The organism is Streptomyces sp. NPDC025651 (genome assembly GCF_055558735.1).
This window is the reverse complement of sequence record NZ_JBVHLZ010000006.1, coordinates 428,766-448,698: the sequence shown is the minus strand read 5'-3', so window position 1 is coordinate 448,698 and position 19,933 is coordinate 428,766. Positions and strand designations below refer to the sequence as shown.

Sequence of the window (19,933 nt, the reverse complement as noted above, 5' to 3'; positions counted from 1 at the left end):
CATGCAGGAGCGCGGCGCACTGCGCTTCGAGGTGTTCGGCACCGTGCAGGGGGTGGGTTTCCGCCCCTTCGTGCACCGGCTCGCGACCGGCCTCGGCCTGGACGGCTGGGCCGCCAACACCGAGGGGCACGTGCGGGGCGAGGTGGCCGGACCGCCGTACGCCGTCGCGGAGTTCACCGCTCGGCTGCGTACCGGTGCTCCCGCGCTGGCCAGGGTGCGGCAGGTGCGGGTGACCGCCCTGCGCGGACAACTCCCGGTGCCGGACTCCGGCTTCACGATCCGGCACAGCGAAGCCGCCCGGACCGCACGAGGCGGATCGCGAGAGGTTCCCCCCGACGCGGCGATCTGCGCCGCGTGCCTGAGCGAGCTCCTGGACCCGAACGACCGCCGGTTCCGCTACCCCTTCATCAACTGCACCGACTGCGGCCCGCGCGCCACGGTCATCGAAGGCCTCCCGTACGACCGGATCCGCACCACGATGCGTCACTTCCCGCTCTGCGAGGCCTGCGCCGCGGAGTACGCCGATCCCGCCGACCGGCGATTCCACGCCGAACCCCTGGCCTGCCCCGCCTGCGGACCACAGCTCTCCTGGGGCGAACTCCGCGGGGAAGCCGCGCTGCGCGCCGCGGTCGAGGCCGTGGAGGGCGGGGGCATCGTCGCGGTGAAGGGAATCGGCGGCTACCAGCTGGTGTGCGACGCCACCGACCAGGCTGCGGTCCGGGCGCTGCGGGAGCGCAAGCGCCGCCCGGCGAAGCCCTTCGCCGTCATGGTCCAGGACCTGTGCGCCGCGGGGGAGCTGGCACGCACGTCGCGGGCCGAGCGCGCCGCCCTGGAGTCGGCGGCGCGTCCGGTGGTGCTGCTCGCCGCACAGGGGCACGGCCTCGCGCCCGCGGTGCATCCCGGCATCCACCGGGTCGGTCTGTTCCTGCCCACCACCGGGCTGCACCACCTCCTGCTCCACGAGCTGGCGCGCCCGCTCGTGGTCACCAGCGGCAACCTCGCCGACGAGCCGATCGCCACCGGCGACGCGGAGGCCCACCGCACGCTGGCCACGGTCGCCGACGGCTTCCTCACCCACGACCGGCCGATCCGGGCACGCTACGACGATTCGGTCGTACAGGCGGTCGGCGCCACCGTCCTCACGGTGCGCAGGGCGCGAGGCCTGGCACCGGCGCCGCTTCCGCTCGACGTCGCGGCCCCCGTACCCCTGGCGGCCGTCGGCGCCCACCTCAAGCACACGTTCACCCTCGCGGACGGGCAGAGCGCACACCTGTCCCCGCACGGCGGGGACTTGGCGGACGTGACGACGATGGAGGCATTCACCCGGGCGTACGACGATCTCGTCGCGCTCACCGGTGTCACACCGCGCGTCGTCGCGCACGACCTGCATCCCGGCTACCTCTCCACCCAATGGGCCCGGGCTCAGCCGTTGCCCCGCATCCCCGTCCAGCACCACCACGCCCACGTGGCGGCGTGCGCGGCCGAACACGGACTGCGCACCTCGTTCGTCGGGGTCGCCTATGACGGCCTGGGACTCGGCGACGACGGGACGCTCTGGGGAGGAGAGATCCTCGTCGCCGACCTGAGCGGCTGCCGACGGGCGGGACGCTTCGCGACGGCGCCGCTGCCGGGCGGTGAGGCCGCGATCCGCCACCCCTACCGGATGGCCCTCGGCTACCTGCACGGCCTCGAACCGCTGGGCGGCCCCCGCCCTTACCCCTGGCTGACCAAGCCCTTCACCGACCGCCTCGATCCGGGCGAAGCCGCAGTCGTACGAGCCATGGTGGCCCGGGGCGTCAACTCCCCGCGCGCGTCGAGCGCCGGACGGCTCTTCGACGCCGTGGCGAGCCTGCTGGGCCTCGCCCACTCGGCGAGCTACGAAGGCGAGGCGGCCGCGGCGCTGGAGGACGCGGCGGGCACGGCGAGCGCGCTGCCCCTCGACCATCGGCTGGTGCGGGTGGACGGGCTGTGGGTGTACGACCCCGGCCCGACCCTCATCGACCTCCTGGAGCGGCGGCACAACGGCGAGGGCGTCCCCGCGCTCGCCGCGGCGTTCCATCTGACCCTGGCCCTCGTGACCGCCGAACTGGTCGGCCACGCCGTCGAGGACGGCGCACCGCGCACCGTCTGCCTCGCCGGCGGCTGCTTCCTCAACCGCCGGCTGCTCACCGAGGTCGGCCTGCGGCTGCGCGCACGAGGACTGCGGGTCCTGGTGCCCGGCGCCGTGCCGGTCGGTGACGGCGGCATCAGCTACGGCCAGGCAGCGGTCGCCGCCGCCCGGCTCACGAAGGGGTGAGCACCATGTGCCTGGGCATTCCCGGCCGGATCCTGGAGACCAGGGACGACGCCGGTCTGCGCATGGCCACCGTCGACTTCGGCGGCGTCCGCCGTGAGGCGTGCCTCGCCTACACACCGACGGCGACGGTCGGCGCGTACGTCATCGTGCACGTGGGCTTCGCCATCACCGAGGTCGACGAAGCCGAGGCCGAGCGGACCCTGGACGTGCTGCGGGCGATGGCGGGCGCGGTGGAGGCCGAACTCGGCGAGCCGCTGCCCGGCCCGTCCACATAGGGCCGGTCGGCCCTCCGGCCGCACCCGTCCAGCCCCTGGGTGCCCGGCCCGCGCCGGCTGATTCTCGAAGGGTCAACCCGCCGACAGGAGGCCCGAGATGACGCACGACGAGCACAGCCGACCCCCGGTCCACGCCCTGCTCGCCGACGGCTCGACCACCTGCATCCGCACGGTCGGTCCGGACGATCACGCCCAACTCCAGGGCCTGTACGAGGAGATGTCGCCCGAGAACCTCCGGCTGCGGTTCTTCGCCGCGAGCCGCCGGTCCGCCGCTCAGGCCGCGGACCGGGCCTGCGCCGCTCCCCGCCCCGGACACCGCGCGCTGCTGGCCGAGGCCAAGGGCCGGATCATCGGCCTGGCCGAGTACGCGCGGACGGAGGAGCCCGGCACCGCCGAGATCTCGCTCGCCGTCGCCGAGGGCCTGCACCACCGGGGCGTCGGCACCCTGCTCCTGGAACACCTGGTCTCGGCTGCCCGAGCCGACGGCATCACCGCCTTCACGGCCGACGCGCTCGCCGAGAACCACGAGGTCCTGAAGGTCTTCGCCGACCTCGGACTGCGCACCGCCCGCCGCTTCGACGGCCCCGAAGTGCGCTGCACCATCCAGCTGCAGGAGGACGAGACCTACCTGACGGCGGTCGAGACACGCGGCAGCGCGGCCGATGCGGCCAGCCTGGAGCCGCTGCTGCGGCCCGGCTCGATCGCCGTGGTCGGGGCGGGCCGCAGGGCCGGTTCCGTCGGCCGTGCCGTGCTGCGCAACCTGCGCACCGGCGGCTTCGCCCGGCGGCTGTTCGCCGTCAACCCGAGCGTGTCGTCGCTGATGAGCGTGCCCGCCTACCCGTCGGTCGCCGCGCTGCCCCTGGTCCCCGACCTGGCGGTGCTCGCGGTGCCCGCGCCGGCCCTGCCCGCCACGGCCGAGGAGTGCGGCAAGGCGGGCGTGCGCGCCCTGGTGGTCGTCACGGCCGGACTCGACGCCGGACAGGCGGCCGCCCTGCTGGGCACCTGCCGGACCTACGGGATGCGTCTGGTGGGCCCCAACTGCCTCGGCATCTCCAACACGGACAAGGCGTGGTCGCTGGACTCGACCTTCGCCGCCCGGCACCCGCGCCGCGGCACCGCAGGAGTCGCCGTGCAGTCCGGGGGAGTGGGGATCGCGCTGCTCGACGGCCTCTCCCGCCTCGGACTCGGCGTCTCCAGCTTCGTCTCGCTCGGCGACAAGTACGACGTCAGTGGCAACGACCTGCTCCAGTGGTGGGAGCGCGACGGCGTCACGGACCTGGCCCTGCTGCACCTGGAGTCCTTCGGGAACCCACGGGCGTTCTCGCGCACCGCGCGACGCGTGACCCGGCGCATGCCCGTCCTCACCGTCGACGCGGGCCGCACCGAGGCCGGGCGAAGGGCCGCCGCCTCGCACACCGCGGCGTCCGCCAGCCGGACCATGACCCGCCAGGCCCTGTTCACCCAGGCGGGCATCACCGCCACCCGTACCATCGGCGAACTCCTCGAAACCGCCGCTTTGCTGCACTCCCAGCCCGCGCCCGCCGGGCGCCGGATCGCCGTCGTCACCAACGCGGGTGGCGTGGGAGTCCTCGCGGCGGACGCGTGTGCCGAGGCCGGACTCACCCTGCCGCCGCTCCCGGCCGACCTCGTCGACGACCTGCGCGTCGTCCTGCCTGACGGCGCCTCGACCGGCAACCCGGTCGACGCCACCGCCGCCGTCACCGAGGAGCAGCTCAAGAACTGTGTGGACCGGCTCGTCCGGCACGGCGGCATCGACGCCGTGCTGGTGGTGCTCGTCCCCACCGCGGTCGCCGCGGCGACCGGCGACGATCTCGTCCGGGCCCTCACCCGCGCCCCCGGCCGTCGCTCCCGAACGGTCGCCGCGGTCCGCCTCGACCAGGCGCTGCCCGTGTGGTTGCTGCCGGCCGAGGGAGGCGGCTCCGTCCCCTCCTACGCCGACCCGGCGGCAGCCGCACGCGCCCTGGCCCATGCCGTGCGCCGCGCGGAGTGGCTGGCCCGGCCGCCCGGCACCGTCCCCGACCTCGCCGGTGTGGAGACGCGGCAGGCCCGTGCCGTGGTCGAGAAGTGGCTCGCCGAGCACCCCGAAGGCGGCTGGCCTGACCCGGGCACCTGTGCCGAACTCCTCGGCTGCTACGGCATTGCCCAGCTCCCCTGGGCCTGCGCCAGGACCGAGGACGAGGCGGTCGCCGCCGCCGAGCGGCTGCGCGGCCCGGACGGCCGGGTGGTGCTGAAGGCCCACTGGCCGGGCCTGCTGCACAAGAGCGAGCAGCGCGCCATCCACCTCGACCTGCAGGGTGACAGCCAAGTACGGGCCGCCTTCCGGGACTTCGAGACCCGCTTCGCCGGACTCCTGACCGCAGTGGTGGTCCAGCCGCTGGCCGAGCGCGGCACCGAACTGTTCGCGGGCGTCGTCCAGGACGAGGTCTTCGGCCCCCTGGTTCTGTTCGGGCTCGGCGGTACGGCCACCGAGATCCTCGCCGACCACGCCGCCCGCCTCGCCCCGCTCACCGACCTCGACGTACACGACCTGATCACCGCGCCGCGCTGCGCCCCGTTGCTCTTCGGTCACGGCGGCAGCGGCCCCGTCGACCTCGAAGGCCTGGAACAGCTCCTGCACCGGCTGTCTCGCATGGCCTGCGATCTGCCGCAGCTCGCCGAGGCCGACCTCAACCCCGTCCTGGCACGGCCGGGCGGCATCACGGCACTCGACGTACGCGTCCGGCTGCTGCCCCGGGCCGCCCACGATCCGTATCTGCGCCGCCTGCGCTGAGGAGGAGACAGAGATGAAGCACAGCAAGATCGGTTCCGTGATGACCGACGAGGTCGTCAGCGCCCGGTACGGCACCCCGTTCAAGGAGGTGGCCAGGAGCCTCGCCGAGCACCGCATCAGCGGGCTGCCCGTGATCGACGCCGACGACAAGGTGATCGGCGTGATCTCCGAGACGGACCTCCTGGTGCGCGAGGCCCAGGCCCCCGACCCGTACCGGCGGCAGCGGCGCGTCAGGCTGCCCCGGCCGGGCGGTGCCGCGCGGAAGGACCGGGGCAAGGCCACGGCACGGACGGCAGGACAGCTGATGTCCACCCCGCCCGTGTGCGCCCACGCCGACGACACCATCGCCGAAGGCGCCCGTCGCATGGCCCAGCACAAGGTGGAGCGGCTGCCCGTCGTCGACGACGAGGACCGCCTGGTCGGCATCGTCACCCGGCGCGACCTGCTCCAGGTGTTCCTGCGCCCCGACGACGCGATCCGGCACGAGGTGATCGAACAGGTGCTGGTGCGCACCCTGTGGCTGGCACCCCAGACGATCAAGGTCGACGTGCAGGAGGGTGTCGTGTCCCTGGACGGCCAGTTGGAGCGCCGCAGCGAGATCCCCATCGCGCTGCACATGGCGCGCGAGGTCGACGGAGTCGTCGCGGTCGTCGACAGGCTCACCTACCGCGTGGACGACGCCCACCTCCGGCCCAGCGACCAGGCCCTGCGGGGCGTGGCCGACGACTGGCTGCGCACACTCTGAGGAGGCGGAGCCGACATGACCACCCATGTGCTCGTCGCCTACGCGACGAAGAACGGGTCCACGGCCGAGATCGCCCGCACCATCACGGAGGTCCTGCACAAGGAGGGCCTTGAGGCCGAGATGCGGCCGGCCGCCGATGCCGGAGATCTCCATGCCTACGACGCCGTGATTCTCGGCAGCCCTCTCTACGCGGGGCGCTGGCACAAGGACGCCCGCCGGTTCGCCCGGCGCCGGCGGGAGGCGCTGGTGCGGCGGCCGGTGTGGCTGTTCAGCAGCGGACCGCTGGACTCCTCGGCGGGCGAGCGGAACATTCCGCCCGTGCCGTCCGTGCGCCGCATCCTCACCCGTGTCGGCGCCGAGGAGCACGTCACCTTCGGCGGCTGTCTCGAAGGTGACGTGAGGGGCTGGGTGGCCCGGATGATCGTCACGTCGGGCAAGGGCGGTGACTTCCGCGACTTCACGCACATCTGCGGGTGGGCGCAGAGCGTTGCCGCCGCGCTGAGGGGCGAGCCACCTCGACGACAGGGGAGCTGAGGCCATGCGCGCCGGGACGCGGGTGCGTGAGTGGCCCATGGCGTGGCGGTGGCGCAGGAACCCGCTGCGCCGGCGCAGCGACGTCGTGGAGGCATGGACCGTGCTGCTGCTGGGGGCCGTGATGCTGTTCGTCGCGCCCCTGGCCGGCGGGCTCGCCGGGGCCTTCACGTACGACAGCGCGCACGCGAAGGCCGAAAGGCAGCAGGCCATCGGCCATGTCGTGCGGGCCACGCTCACCGAGGACGCTCCGGGGGCCACGTCCGTCGGGTCCAGGGCGGCCCATCCGGTCGAGGTGCGCTGGACCGGTCCCGGCGGCACCGAGCACACCGCCACGGCCGAGGCCGCGGCAGGCTCGAAAGCCGGCAGCCGGACCGACATCTGGCTGGACGCCCGCGACAGGGTCATCGCCGCCCCGACGGCCCCGGACGTCCAGTGGGGCACCGCGATCGCCGTGGGCGGCGCCGTGACCTTCGCGGGCTGGGCGCTGACCGGCGGCGTCTGGTTGGCCCTGCGTGGCGTGACGCGCCGCCGGCGGATGGCCGAGTGGGGGCGGGCGTGGGCGCGGACGGGACCCCGGTGGACCGGCAGCCGGCCCTGACTCGGGCCCGGACGGACCCGAATGGGGCCGCTCGGCCCCTGCCGCGCGTGCGGCGCCTCGCCGAGCCTGGTGAGCAGGGAAGCACCCGTGACGTGGAAGGACGGACATGACGACCACCGGATCCACGGCAGTCCTCGACCGCGACGGATTGGGCGCCCTCGTCACGGCCCTGGCGGCCGAAGGGCGCACCGTCGTCGGCCCCACCGTCCGTGACGGCGCGATCGTCCTCGCCGAACTCGACTCGGCCGACCAACTCCCCTACGGATGGGGCGTGGAGCTGGAGGCCGGCCGCTACCGCCTGCGGCGCAGGGAGGACGGCGCGGCCTTCGCGCACTCCGCGGGACCGCAGTCCTGGAAGAACTTCCTGCACCCGCAGCGCGAGCGGTTGTGGAGCGCCGACCGCGCGTCCGACGGAACGGTGTCCGTCACTCCCGAGCCCACCGGCCGACCCTCGTACGCCTTCCTGGGAGTCCGGCCCTGCGACCTGAGGGCCATCGCGATCCAGGACCGGGTGCTGACGGGCGGCCGGTACGGGGACGGCGGCTATCAGGAGCGCCGGAGGGGGGCACTTCTGATAGCCGCCGAGTGCACCGAGCCGGGGGCCACCTGCTTCTGCGTGTCCATGGACAGCGGCCCCGGCGCGGACACCGGATTCGACCTCGCCCTGACCGAGGTCGTCGACGACGCGGGGCACCGCTTCTTCGTACGCGTCGGCAGCGAGGCGGGCGCGGAACTGCTCGCCAGGGTTCCGCACCAGCAGGCGGACGACCTCACGCGGGACGCGGCGGCCACCGCGGTCCGCGAGGCCGTCGGCAGGATGGGCCGGGCGATGCCGCCGGTGAGCCTGCGGCGGCTGATGGGGGCGAGCCTGGAGGCCGAACGCTGGGACGACGTCGCCTCACGCTGCCTGACGTGCGGCAACTGCACGATGGTCTGCCCGACCTGCTTCTGCACCACGACCGAGGAGGTCACCGACCTCACCGGCGACCACGCGGAGCGCTGGCAGCGCTGGGACTCCTGCTTCGACCTGGACTTCTCCTACGTCCACGGCGGACCGGTGCGCTCCTCGGGCCGCAGCCGCTACCGGCAGTGGCTCACCCACAAACTCGGCACCTGGCACGACCAGTTCGACGGCTCCGGCTGCGTGGGCTGCGGCCGCTGCGTCGTCTGGTGTCCCGTCGGCATCGACATCACCGAAGAGGTCGCGGCGCTCAGGGACGAAGCGGACACGGAAGAGGCGGACAGGAAAGAGAAGGAGACGGAGCGATGAGCAACACGACGACCATGACGGGTGCCCTTCCCACCGAGCACCGCACACGGCTGATGCGGATCGCGCGTGAGGTGTCGTTCCCCGCCGGAGCCCGCATCTTCGAAGAGGGCCGGCACGCCGACCGGTTCTGGATCGTGCGCACCGGATCGATCGCCCTGGACATGCATGTCCCCGGCCGCCGCTCGCCCGTGATCGAGACGCTCGGCCACGGCGAACTGGTGGGCTGGTCCTGGCTGTTCCCGCCGTACGTCTGGCAGCTCGGCGCCGTGGCGCAGAGCCCGGTGCGGGCCTACGAGTTCGACGCGATGGCGGTCCGCCTCATGTGCGAGGACGACCCGGCCATGGGCGCCGTCGTCGGCCAGTGGGTCGGCCGCGTCCTCGCCCACCGCCTGCAGTCCGCCCGGACGCGACTGCTCGACCTGTACGCCCCCTACGGCAGCGGAAGCGGTGTGCGGGGATGAGCTCCGTGCCGGTGCCGTACCGGGTCGTCGCCCGCTGGGCGGAGACCCCGGACACGGCCACGCTCCGCCTGGAGCCGGTCGGAGAGCCGCTGCCCGCCTTCGTGCCGGGCCAGTTCGCGATGGTGTGGGCGTTCGGCCGGGGCGAGATCCCGCTCTCGGTGAGTGCGATCCCCACCACCGGGGGCCTGGCGCACACGGTCCGCGGCGTGGGCGCGGTCTCCGAGGGGCTGTACGCCGCCGGAGTCGGTGACGTGATCGGGCTGCGCGGGCCGTTCGGGACCGGCTGGGAGCTGGAGAAGGCCATCGGGCAGGACCTCGTGGTCGTCGCGGGCGGCATCGGCCTCGCCCCGTTGCGCCCTCTCATCCGGGACGCGGTGGCCGACCCGAAACCGTACGGGCGCCTGAACCTCCTGGTGGGGGCGCGCACCCCCGCCGACCTCATGGCGAAGGTGGAGACCCGGCAGTGGGCGACCGCGTACACGGGAGTGACCGTCGACCGGCCCGACCGCGCCTGGACGGGCCGGATCGGCGTGGTCACCAGGCTTCTCGACCAGGCGCACTTCGCTCCGGACGACTCGACGGCGTTCGTCTGCGGCCCGGAGCCGATGATCCGGGCGACCGCGCGCGACCTGCTCCACCGGGGTATGCCCGGCGACCGCATCCGCGTCTCCCTGGAGCGCAACATGCGCTGCGCCACCGGACACTGCGGCCACTGCCAGCTCGGTCCGGTGCTGCTGTGCAGGGACGGGCCGGTCGTCACCTGGAACCAGGCGCAACCGCTGCTCTACGTGAGGGAGTTGTGACATGGGTACGCCGACCCTGGCCGTGTTCAAGCTCGCCTCGTGCGACGGATGCCAGCTCACCCTGCTCGACTGCGAGGACGAACTCCTCGGCCTCGCAGGGCGGGTGGAGATCGCGCACTTCTTGGAGGCATCGAGCGCCACCGCGCCCGGCCCCTACGACCTGGCGCTGGTCGAGGGCTCCGTCACCACACCCGAAGACCTCGATCGGGTCCACGAGATCCGGGCCGCCTCCCGCCACCTGGTGACGATCGGCGCCTGCGCGACCGCCGGCGGCATCCAGGCACTGCGGAACTTCGCCGATGTCGAGGAGTTCACCAGGACCGTCTACGCGCGCCCGGACTACATCGGCACGCTCGCCACCTCCACCCCCGTGTCCGCCCACGTGGACGTCGACTTCGAACTGCGCGGCTGCCCCATCGACCGCGGGCAGCTCCTGGAGGTCGTCACCGCCCACCTGGCGGGCCGCAAGCCGGACATCCCGAACAACAGCGTGTGCTTCGAGTGCAAGCGGCGCGGCACCGTCTGCGTCACCGTCGCCCACGGCACCCCCTGCCTCGGACCGGTCACGCACGCCGGCTGCGGAGCGATCTGCCCGGCCTACGGACGCGGCTGTTACGGCTGCTTCGGCCCGTCGGGGTCGGTGAACCTGCCCGCGCTGATCCCCGTCCTGCACCGCGACGGCATGGACGACCGCGACACCGAGCGCTTCCTGCACACCTTCAACAGCGCCGCGTTCGAAGAGGAGTTACGCCGATGACGCACCGGGGCTCCCGCGTACTCCACGTCGGCTCCCTCTCCCGGGTCGAGGGCGAAGGCGCCCTGTACCTGAGCGTGCGCGACGGCATCGTCACCGAGGCGCGACTGCGGATCTACGAGCCGCCGCGGTTCTTCGAGGCGTTCCTTCGGGGCAGGGCGCACACCGAGCCGCCCGACATCACCGCCCGGGTGTGCGGAATCTGCCCGGTGGCCTACCAGTTGAGCGCCTGCGCCGCGATCGAGGACGCCTGCGGAGTCACCGTCGACCCGGCTCTGCGCGCACTGCGGCGGCTGCTGTACTGCGGCGAATGGATCGAGAGCCAGACCCTGCACATCTACCTCCTGCACGCCCCCGACTTCCTGGGCTGCGACGGCGCCATCGAGCTGGCCCGCACCGCCCGGGCGCATGTCGAGCGGGGCCTGCGCCTGAAGCAGGCCGGCAACGCGATCCTCGAACTCCTCGGGGGGCGTGCCATCCACCCGGTCAACGTCCGCGTCGGCGGCTTCCACCGCACCCCGACGGTCGCGGAACTGAAGCCGCTGGCACGGCAGTTGAGGCGGGCCATGGACGACGCCTGGAAGACCGTCGAATGGGTCTGCGGGTTCGACTTCCCCGACGCGGAGACGGACGCCGACCTGTTCGCGCTGGCCGCCCCGGGAACGTACGCCGTCGAAAGCGGCACCCCCACCGTCCTGCGCACCGACGGCACACCGGGCACCTTCCCCCTCCCGGCCTTCCTGGACCACGTGCACGAGGAGCACCTCCCGCACTCCACCGCGCTGCACTCCACCCTCGACGGGCGCCGTCATCTCACCGGCTCACTGGCCCGGTTCGGGATCAGCGGACGGTGGCTGTCGCACACCGCCGCGGAAGCCGCCCGCGCGGCCGGGCTCGGCGATCCGCACGCAGGCGCCGTCTGCCGCAACCCGTACAGGTCGATCCTGGTCCGGGCGGTCGAGACCGTGTACGCGGTCGAGGAGGCCCTGCGGATCATCGCGGGGTACGAGCCACCGCGGCGCCCGTACACCGAAGTCCCGGCGGCCGCGGGCACCGGCCACGGCGCGACGGAGGCCCCCCGAGGGCTGCTCTACCACCGCTACGTGCTGGATGCCGAGGGCACGGTCACCGATGCCCGGCTCGTGCCGCCCACCGCGCAGAACCAGGGAGCCATCGAGGACGACCTGCGCCGCTCCGCCCAGGCGGCCATCACTCGACGCGACATCGGCGACGAGGAGTTGACGCGCCTGTGCGAGCGGGCCATCCGCAACCACGACCCGTGCATCTCGTGCTCCACGCACTTCCTCGACCTGACCGTCGACCGCACCTGACCTCCGGGAGGATGCCGTGCTCCACACCCCGCGCACCGTGAGCGACGTGATGACGCACACCGTCGTCGCCGTGGGCCGAGAGGCCCCCTTCAAGGAGATCGTCGGACTGATGGAACAGTGGAAGGTCAGCGCGCTGCCCGTCCTGGCGGGCGAGGGCCGGGTGATCGGCGTGGTCTCCGAAGCGGACCTGCTGCCCAAGGAGGAGTTCCGCGACAGCGACCCCTCCCACTTCGACCAGCTGCGCCGCCTCTCCGACCTGGCCAAGGCCGGCGGCGTGAGCGCGGGCGAGGTCATGAGCACCCCCGCCGTCACCGTCCACCCGGACACGACGCTCCCGCAGGCCGCCCGCATCATGGCCCTGCGGCACGTCAAGCGGCTCCCGGTGGTCGACGCCCACGGGCTGCTGCAAGGGGTGGTCAGCCGCAGCGACCTGCTCAAGGTGTTCCTGCGCACCGACGAGGACCTGGCCGACGAGGTGCGGCGCACCGTGACCGCCTTCCTCTTCCCGGACCATGCCGTCACGGTGACGGTCGAGGGAGGCGTGGTCACCCTCGGCGGCGGGATCCGCGACAGGACGCTCGTGCCGGTCGCCGCCCGCCTCACCCGGGCCGTCGAAGGTGTCGTCGACGTCCGTATGGATCTCACCGGACAGGACCGGACTCCGCCGCGATGAAGTACCTCGACGAGTACCGCGACCCCGCGCTGGCCCGGCAGTTGCTGGCGGAGCTGCGCCGCACCGCGACGCGCCCCTGGCGGATCATGGAGGTGTGCGGCGGCCAGACGCACACCCTGGTCCGCCAGGGCATCGACGAACTGCTCCCCGCCGGCATCCGCATGATCCACGGCCCTGGCTGCCCGGTCTGCGTCACACCGCTGGCGGTCCTGGACCGGGCCATGGCCGTCGCCGCCCGCCCCGGCGTGATCCTCACCAGCTTCGGCGACATGCTGCGCGTGCCCGGCAGCACCACCGACCTCCTTTCCCTGCGGGCCCGCGGCGCGGACGTGCGGGTGGTGTACTCGCCGATGGACGCGGTGCGCACCGCGGAGGAGAACCCCGACCGTGAAGTGGTCTTCCTCGCCGTGGGGTTCGAGACCACGGCGCCCGCCAACGCGATGACCGTGCTGCACGCCGAGCGGCTGGGGCTGGCGAACTTCTCGCTCCTGGTCAGCCACGTCCTCGTGCCGCCCGCCATGACCGCTCTCCTGGACGACCCGGGCTGCGAGGTCGAGGCGTTCCTGGCCGCCGGGCACGTGTGCGCGGTCATGGGCTGGACGCAGTACGAGCCGATCGCCGCGCTCCACCACGTGCCCGTCGTCGTCACCGGGTTCGAGCCGCTCGACCTGCTGGAAGGCATCCTCATGGCGGTCACCCAGCTCGAAGAGGGCCGGCACGACGTGGAGAACCAGTACGCCCGCGCCGTACGCCGCACGGGCAACACCGCCGCCCAGGACGTCCTCGCCCGCGTCTTCCGGATCACCGACCGGGCCTGGCGCGGCATCGGGACGCTCCCCGCCAGCGGCCTCGAACTCGCCCCGGAGTACGAGGCGTTCGACGCCGCCCGCCGATTCGACGTGAGCGGCCTGCGCTCCGTCGAGGACCCCGAGTGCATCGCGGGGGACATCCTCACCGGAGCCCGGCTGCCCACCGACTGCCACGCCTACGGCACCCGTTGCACACCCCGTACCCCGCTCGGCGCGCCCATGGTGTCGAGCGAGGGCACCTGCGCCGCCTTCCACGCCGCCGGACGAACCAGGAGCGCCCGCGCATGAGCCTCGACTGCCCTCTTCCCCACAGCGAGCACGAACTGATCCAACTCGGCCACGGCGCGGGCGGCAGGCTCACCGCCGAGCTGTTGGACACACTGGTCCTGCCCGCGCTCGGCGTACCTCCGGACGGTCCACCGGAAGACGCGGCCCTCCTCCCGGGGACGGGCGAACTCGTGGTCTCCACGGACTCGTTCGTGGTCAGCCCGCTGTCCTTCCCCGGCGGGGACATCGGCTCCCTCGCCGTCCACGGAACGGTCAACGACCTGGCCATGCGCGGCGCCCTGCCCCTCGCCCTGACCCTCGCCGTGATCGCCGAAGAAGGGCTCCCGCTCGCCGAACTCCGCTCCGTGCTCGACTCCGCGGGAAAGGCCGCCCGCGAGGCAGGCGTCCCGGTGGTCACCGGGGACACCAAGGTCGTCGGACGCGGGGCCGCCGACCGTCTCTTCCTCAACACGACCGGCATCGGGCGCCGGATCCCCGGCCTGACCCCCTCCGCCGCCGGAGCCCGCCCCGGCGACGCGGTCCTGCTCTCGGGCCCCATCGGCCTGCACGGCACCGCCGTGCTCTCCACCCGTGAGGGCCTCGGCTTCGAGACGGACATCGCCTCGGACACGCGCCCCCTGCACCGCCTGGTACGGGCCCTCGCGTCCTTCGGCGATGCCGTGCACAGCCTGCGCGACCCCACGAGGGGCGGCCTGGCCGCGTCTTTGAACGAGATCGCGTACGCCTCGGGCCTCACGGTGGAGATCGAGGAAGAGGCCGTACCCGTGCCACCGCCCGTGGCCGCGGCCTGCGACCTGCTCGGGCTCGATCCACTGATCGTCGCCAACGAGGGCTGCCTGGTGGCGTTCGTGGCCGCGGACGCGACGGACGAGATCCTCGCCGCGCTGCGCACGCACCCGGAAGGGGAGCGGGCCGTACGCATCGGGCACTGCGGGGAGGCTGCCGCCGCCCGGGTCGAGCTGCGCACCCTCATCGGCGCGCGACGGGTGGTCGACATGCCGCTCGGGGAACAACTGCCGCGCATCTGCTGAGAGATGGCGGGAGGGCGCCGCTGTGGCCTGTGGGCGGCCCTGTCGTGCCTGCCCTTGGCCGCGACACGACCGGAAGGGGACCGGACGAGGTGGAGATCGTGAGCAGGTTCCTGGAGAGGCTCACGGGCAGCTCGGGGGACCGGAGTTCTTCGTGAACGGGGCTCGCCCAGCTTCTCTTTGGGGGAGCATCAGGTCGATGGGCGGATGGAGCACGGACCTCTGCGCCGCTGCCCGCTGAGGACACCGGAAGGGGGCGGGCCATCGAAGCCCCTTGCTCCCCTCGGCCCTCACGGGCATCCGCTTTCCGGCCGCCGCGTCGTGTACTTAGCGAGAGGGTCCCCGCCCTCTCCTGAGTTCCCCGAAAGGAGCCGAGTCCCTATGGCTTGGCAAGACTTCCTGAGCGGCGGCGAGGTGGTGGCCCTGGCCGCCCTCACGTTCCTCACCGTCTGCACGAGAACGCTGGCCCCTGCAGCGTCCTTGTGCGTGGTCGGATGGCTCCAGATCCTTCAGGAGCGCGAGCGTCGGGCCACGATCACCACTGTCACCACCGCCCTGCCCTACGGCACGGCGGTCACCGTCCACGACGGCGGACGGGCCTGGCGTGCGTGGGTGATCCCGCCCCGCTTCCTGGCCTACTCGCGTGGGTCGGTGCGGTGACGACGCCCAACCCGGTGGCGGGGACGCTCGGCCCAGCGTCCCCGCCGCGCACCGTGTTCGAGGCCACCGTCGATCAGCACCACCCGGAACTCCTCAAGTGCGCCATATGGCGCGCGGACGGAGACCCGCACCTGGCGGCCGACGTCCTCCAGGAGGTCTACGTGAAGGTGCTCCGGAGGGTCGCCCGGGATCTGGAGATCCCCGGTGATCCCTCCAAGCTCGTCCAGTACATGCGCCGGGCGATCGACAACATGACCAAGGACCACCACCGCACGTACGGCAAGCGCGTGGTCCCCCAGGGGCTCAACATCCCGCCGCCGCGGGACGAGTCCGACGAGGCGAGTCCGGAGGAGGCGGTGCTCGCCTTCGCCTACCGCAAGGTGGCCGCCGGGGTGAACGGGCTCATAGACACGCTGCCCGAGCGGCAGCGCGAGGTCGTGAAGCTCATGTTCTGGCAACAGATGGACAAGGAGGAAGTCGCTCAACACCTGGGCATCAAGCCCGAGTCAGTCGTCCGATACCTGCGCCTGGCCAAGAAGAACCTCAAGGCCGGAGCGCAGCAGATCCACAAGGAGGTGGTCGCGTGAAGTACGGGGATTTGCTCATCGTCGACGAACTGCACCGCCTCGACCGGGTGGCGGCTGGCCTGTTGCAGTCGCTCATCGACCGCTGGCTGGCGCAGCCCGCCCGAGGCCGGACACCCGCAGAAGACGATCTGAGCGAGACGGTCGGCCGCCATCAGGCGGCCGACCGCCCCGGCCTCCCCCGTGCACACGGGGACCGACCGGGGGGGGACAGCACTCCTGACCGGACGCCAGAGATGACGCCGGACCAGGAACTGCGGCAGTTCCTGCGCTTGGAACAGATCACAGGGGCTCAGGCAAGACGCGGAGCCGAACTGCTGGAGCTCCTGGACGAGGAAGAAGCAGCGCGAGGCTGGTGGAACTTGGCGGCGGCTCTCGGGGACGCCGACGCCATCGACTACGTCGAGCTGCTGAGGCAGGAGGAGGCGTTGCCCACTGGGGAGGCGACGCCGCCGGAAATCCCGATCGCCGGTGCGGACAGGAATCCCGACGTACCCGTAGCGGTGACAACGGGAGCGGAACCACGGCAACCGGATCACGTGGCACCCACGTGGGCGGAGGAGCCGATCGTCATGGCCGCTTCAGTGAGATCGGATCCTGACGATCCCTCTGAACTGGCTCTGCGGCTTGGACGGGCCCGGGCACTACGGGGGCTCCTCGGCACCGCCCAACGCATGGCCCAGTCCACCGTTGCCGCACGTCAGGTAGACCGCGACATGACCTGGATGCCGGAAGGAGACGCATTACTGGCCAGCGGCAGCAGCTAGAGCTGACCTGAACAGTCAGCCAGGCAAGGAAAGGACGGGGCTGACGGCCGATCCCGTATCCGGCCGTCAGCCCCGCTCCGAACAGAGAGGCGTCACGACGGGTGCGCCTGCCGTCGAGCGCTACTCGCAGCGCAGCACCCTGGCCGTCCGGGCCCTCGCCGCCCACCCCGCAGGGACCAGCGCGCCGAGGACCGCGGTACCCACCCCGCCAAGGCCCAGCAGGAGAAGGTGGACCGGCTCGTACACCTCGAGGACCGGCGGTGGCAGAGCCGTGCCCACGGCGCGGCCCATCACCGGCATGACGAGGCCGTGCAGCGCGTACCCCGCCGGCACGCCGACCAGGGCGCCGAGCACGCCGATCGCGGTCACCGAGGAGAGCACGAGGCTCATGGTCTGCCGCGGTGACATGCCGATCGCCTTGCAGACGCCCAGGTCGTGGAGGCGTTCCCGGGTGTCGAGGAGCACGGAGTCGAGTACGCCGAGGCCGGCCACGCAGACCAGCATGAGGGTGAGCAGCACGGCCATCGCGGACATGATGAGCAGGACGCCCTCCTGCCCCGAGGGGGCGTTGGCCGTGGCGTCGCCGCCCAGCGGCCGCACGACCGAGGCCACCCTCTGGGCGTACGTGTCGGCGGAGACGCCGGGCTTCACCTCGACGAGGTAGGTACCGGGCTCGGCCGACGCGAAGTCGCTCATGTCCGCGTGGATCTCCAGCTCGTTGCCCGAGGTGTCGAAGGACTCGCCCACGATCCGCAGGCGCGCGGTCTCCTTCTCGTAGGTCACCCGCACGGTGTCACCGATCCTGGTGCTGGTCCTGTCCAGGAAGCGGGTGGGCACGACGACCTGCCCCGCACCGGTGATCCAGTGCCCGGAGATCATCTCGTGGCCGCCGGAGCGCGCGTCGCCCTCGTAGAGACTTGCCCGCACCGAGCCGGAGATCCCGGCGACGGCCACCTCGGTCTCGGCCTTGCCGTAGTACGACTCCGTGCCCGTCTGCGACTCGATGGCGGACCGCACCTTCGCCGGGTCGGCAGCCCTGGGGCGTCCGGATGTGCCTGCCGTGCCGTCGTCCGCGGGAGATGGGCTTGCCGTCCCCGTCCCTGTCCCCGCCTTCGCCACCACCGGAGGAGGCGGAGGGGGAGCGGTGCCGATCGGCTCGGTCGTCGTCACCGTGACCGCGGCACGGCTCTCGGGGTCCTGCGAGGCGCCGATCGCGGTCAGGGACGACGTGAGCCCCACCGCGAAGGTCGCCGCGACCGTACCGAACGCCACCGCGAGCAGCATCGCGAGGCTGCGCACCGGATGAGCGAAGGGGGCGGCGAGACCGTAGGTCACCGGCCGGGGCAGCGGCAGCGGACCCATCGCCCGGTGCGCCCGCTGCCCGCGTCCCGTACGCGGTGCCCGGCCCACCGCGATGGCCTCGACCGTACGCAGTCGTCCGGCGCGCAGCGCGGGGATCAGCGCCGCGAGACCCACGACGGCCAGGGCGGCGGCAGCGACCGTGACGTCCACCCACCAGGCCACCGAGAGCGAGACGGTGCCGTACGCCTCCTCGGTGTCCGACAGGAGGGGCACCGCGAGGAGGTTCCCCAGGACGATCCCCACGGCGATGCCCATGGACCCCGGGATCAACGCCTGGGCCACGTAGGCGCGTACGACCTCGCGCGGCGTGAAGCCGATGGCCTTGAGAACGCCGATCCTGCGCAGGCCGGTGCCGACCGCACCACTGATCACGCCGCTGACGATGATCACCGACATCACGATGCCGAGCACGCCGAAAGCCGTCACGAACGGGACGGTCGCCGCCGCGCCTCGGTCGGCGGCGCGCTTGGTGTCCAGCCAGGACTGGGTGCCGAGGAGCGCCCCGGATCCCACGGACGCGGCGAGCTTCTTCCGGTCGGCGAGGATCTGCTCCTTCGTGCCCGCGGAGTCGAAGCGGTAGAGCATCTGACGCGTGAGCGTGCTGCCCTGCGACACCAGCCCGTCGACCTGCGCGGGGGTCGTCCAGGCGTCGGCGCTCCTGCCGGCCGACACCGCGAAGCCGACGACCGAGAGGGGCGCGGCGTTCGCCGTGTCCGACGCCTTCAGGGGGGTGCCGATACCGAGGGAGGGCCCCTCGAACGACGCGGCGAGCACGATCTCGCCCGGATTCCGCGCCCAGCGGCCGGACGTGAGATCCACGCGGTCCACGTCGCCTTCCGGACCGGACCGCCCGACCAGGGTCAGTGCGGGCAGTCGGAAGCCCGCCCGGTCCACCGGGCGGAGCGCCGTCGCCGGGTACGGTCCCGCGCTCGCGGTGACGCCGGGCAGCTTCCTGGTCCCGGCGAGCTGTGCCGAGCTCGCCTCGGCGGCGTCGAACTGCGCGGTGAGGTGCGCCCCTTGCTGCTTCTCGAAGGCGCGGTCGAAGGGCGCGGCCGCGGCGACCAGCAGCGCCCCGGCGACCACGGCCGAGGCCACGGCCATCATCGTGGCCATGGCGATCACCACGGTCCGCACCCGCCGCCGGCCGACGCCCGAGCGCACGACCCGGCCGAGCGCGCCGGTCGGGAACAGGCTCATCGGGCGGTCCGCACGGACGAGTCGAGGGCCACGCGGCCGTCGACCAGGTGAAGCGTGCGGCTCGCGCACGCCTGCGCCAGCGCCAGGTCGTGCGTCACCAGCACGATGGTCTGTCCGGCCCGGTGCAGATCCGTCAGCAGATCACGCACGTCGTGGCCCGAGGCGCTGTCGAGCGCGCCGGTGGGTTCGTCGGCGAGCAGCAGCGCGGGCCAGTTGACCAACGCCCGGGCGACCGCGACCCGTTGGCGTTCGCCTCCGGACAGCCGCCCCGGGTAGGCGCGGGCATGCTTCTGGATGCCCAGCATCTCCATGAGCTCACCCGCGCGGGCCGCGGCCTTGCGCCGCCCGGTCCCGGTCAGCTGGGCCGGGAGCTGGATGTTGTCGGTGACGGTGAGGTCGTCGAGAAGGTTGAAGAACTGGAAGGCCATGCCGATGTGTGCGCGACGGAACCTGGCGAGGGCGTGCTCGCTCAACCGGTCGATCCGTCGCCCGGCCACGGTCACGGCGCCGTCGGTCGGCCTGTCCAGACCGGCGACGAGGTTCAGGAGCGTGGACTTGCCGCTGCCGGAAGGGCCCGTCACCGCAAGGGCCTCACCCTCGGCGACGCCGAGCGTGAGCGGTCCGAGGGCGGGTGCGTCGGCGCTGTCGTAGCGCTTCACCACACCCTCCAGTTCGATCACTTGATGCATGGGAGGTGTCCGTCCTGA

19 protein-coding genes are annotated in these 19,933 nt (G+C 72.8%); 17 read left to right on the top strand and 2 right to left on the bottom strand.

Features of this window, described 5'->3' with window-relative positions; all coding sequences use genetic code 11:
* Position 1: 1 nt before the first annotated feature.
* The 17 genes from hypF to ACZ4D5_RS23585 all read left to right on the top strand — a co-directional run bounded on the left by hypF (position 2) and on the right by ACZ4D5_RS23585 (position 16,667).
* On the top strand, positions 2-2,296 hold the full coding sequence (hypF, locus tag ACZ4D5_RS23665; protein ID WP_467774373.1) for a carbamoyltransferase HypF: 2,295 nt from the start codon (positions 2-4) through the stop codon (positions 2,294-2,296).
* Positions 2,297-2,301: 5 nt separating this feature from the next.
* Positions 2,302-2,571 carry a HypC/HybG/HupF family hydrogenase formation chaperone gene (locus ACZ4D5_RS23660; protein ID WP_467774372.1) on the top strand — a complete coding sequence of 90 codons (270 nt, stop codon included), beginning with the start codon at positions 2,302-2,304 and terminating at the stop codon, positions 2,569-2,571.
* A gap of 97 nt (positions 2,572-2,668) precedes the next feature.
* Positions 2,669-5,362 (top strand): bifunctional acetate--CoA ligase family protein/GNAT family N-acetyltransferase, encoded by a 2,694-nt coding sequence (locus tag ACZ4D5_RS23655; RefSeq protein ID WP_467774371.1) that lies wholly within the window; start codon positions 2,669-2,671, stop codon positions 5,360-5,362.
* Between the two features lie 13 nt (positions 5,363-5,375).
* Positions 5,376-6,107, top strand: a complete 732-nt coding sequence (locus tag ACZ4D5_RS23650) for a CBS domain-containing protein (protein ID WP_467774370.1) — start codon at positions 5,376-5,378, stop codon at positions 6,105-6,107.
* 15 nt (positions 6,108-6,122) lie between these two features.
* Complete coding sequence (locus ACZ4D5_RS23645) at positions 6,123-6,641, top strand: flavodoxin domain-containing protein (protein ID WP_467774369.1); 519 nt, start codon at positions 6,123-6,125, stop codon at positions 6,639-6,641.
* Positions 6,642-6,645: 4 nt separating this feature from the next.
* Positions 6,646-7,239, top strand: a complete 594-nt coding sequence (locus ACZ4D5_RS23640; protein WP_467774368.1) for an Rv1733c family protein — start codon at positions 6,646-6,648, stop codon at positions 7,237-7,239.
* A gap of 106 nt (positions 7,240-7,345) precedes the next feature.
* Complete coding sequence (locus ACZ4D5_RS23635; protein WP_467774367.1) at positions 7,346-8,509, top strand: 4Fe-4S dicluster domain-containing protein; 1,164 nt, start codon at positions 7,346-7,348, stop codon at positions 8,507-8,509.
* Complete coding sequence (locus tag ACZ4D5_RS23630; protein WP_467774366.1) at positions 8,506-8,970, top strand: Crp/Fnr family transcriptional regulator; 465 nt, start codon at positions 8,506-8,508, stop codon at positions 8,968-8,970. Before ACZ4D5_RS23635 ends, ACZ4D5_RS23630 begins: the two co-directional genes overlap by 4 nt.
* The gene (locus ACZ4D5_RS23625; RefSeq protein WP_467774365.1) at positions 8,967-9,773 is read left to right on the top strand and encodes an FAD/NAD(P)-binding protein; all 807 of its coding nucleotides are present in this window, start codon (positions 8,967-8,969) and stop codon (positions 9,771-9,773) included. The genes ACZ4D5_RS23630 and ACZ4D5_RS23625 overlap by 4 nt, the downstream gene beginning before the upstream one ends.
* 1 nt (position 9,774) lies before the next feature.
* Complete coding sequence (locus tag ACZ4D5_RS23620; RefSeq protein WP_467774364.1) at positions 9,775-10,530, top strand: NADH-quinone oxidoreductase subunit B family protein; 756 nt, start codon at positions 9,775-9,777, stop codon at positions 10,528-10,530.
* Positions 10,527-11,858: a Ni/Fe hydrogenase subunit alpha gene (locus tag ACZ4D5_RS23615; RefSeq protein WP_467774363.1), complete on the top strand. Its 1,332-nt coding sequence runs from the start codon at positions 10,527-10,529 to the stop codon at positions 11,856-11,858. Before ACZ4D5_RS23620 ends, ACZ4D5_RS23615 begins: the two co-directional genes overlap by 4 nt.
* A gap of 16 nt (positions 11,859-11,874) precedes the next feature.
* On the top strand, positions 11,875-12,531 hold the full coding sequence (locus ACZ4D5_RS23610; RefSeq protein WP_467774362.1) for a CBS domain-containing protein: 657 nt from the start codon (positions 11,875-11,877) through the stop codon (positions 12,529-12,531).
* Positions 12,528-13,628: a hydrogenase formation protein HypD gene (gene hypD / locus ACZ4D5_RS23605; RefSeq protein ID WP_467774361.1), complete on the top strand. Its 1,101-nt coding sequence runs from the start codon at positions 12,528-12,530 to the stop codon at positions 13,626-13,628. Before ACZ4D5_RS23610 ends, hypD begins: the two co-directional genes overlap by 4 nt.
* Complete coding sequence (gene hypE / locus ACZ4D5_RS23600) at positions 13,625-14,659, top strand: hydrogenase expression/formation protein HypE (protein WP_467774360.1); 1,035 nt, start codon at positions 13,625-13,627, stop codon at positions 14,657-14,659. Before hypD ends, hypE begins: the two co-directional genes overlap by 4 nt.
* Before the next feature lie 378 nt (positions 14,660-15,037).
* On the top strand, positions 15,038-15,316 hold the full coding sequence (locus ACZ4D5_RS23595; RefSeq protein ID WP_467774359.1) for a hypothetical protein: 279 nt from the start codon (positions 15,038-15,040) through the stop codon (positions 15,314-15,316).
* Positions 15,313-15,903, top strand: a complete 591-nt coding sequence (locus tag ACZ4D5_RS23590) for an RNA polymerase sigma factor (protein ID WP_467774358.1) — start codon at positions 15,313-15,315, stop codon at positions 15,901-15,903. Before ACZ4D5_RS23595 ends, ACZ4D5_RS23590 begins: the two co-directional genes overlap by 4 nt.
* Positions 15,900-16,667, top strand: coding sequence for a hypothetical protein (locus ACZ4D5_RS23585; protein WP_467774357.1), 768 nt, complete (start codon positions 15,900-15,902; stop codon positions 16,665-16,667). The genes ACZ4D5_RS23590 and ACZ4D5_RS23585 overlap by 4 nt, the downstream gene beginning before the upstream one ends.
* Before the next feature lie 120 nt (positions 16,668-16,787).
* Here the strand turns inward: ACZ4D5_RS23585 and ACZ4D5_RS23580 are convergent, their stop codons facing one another.
* A complete protein-coding gene (locus ACZ4D5_RS23580) occupies positions 16,788-19,226 on the bottom strand; it encodes an ABC transporter permease (RefSeq protein WP_467774356.1) in 2,439 nt (812 codons plus the stop codon).
* On the bottom strand, positions 19,223-19,915 hold the full coding sequence (locus tag ACZ4D5_RS23575; RefSeq protein WP_467774355.1) for an ABC transporter ATP-binding protein: 693 nt from the start codon (positions 19,913-19,915) through the stop codon (positions 19,223-19,225). The genes ACZ4D5_RS23580 and ACZ4D5_RS23575 overlap by 4 nt, the downstream gene beginning before the upstream one ends.
* Positions 19,916-19,933 lie beyond the last annotated feature (18 nt).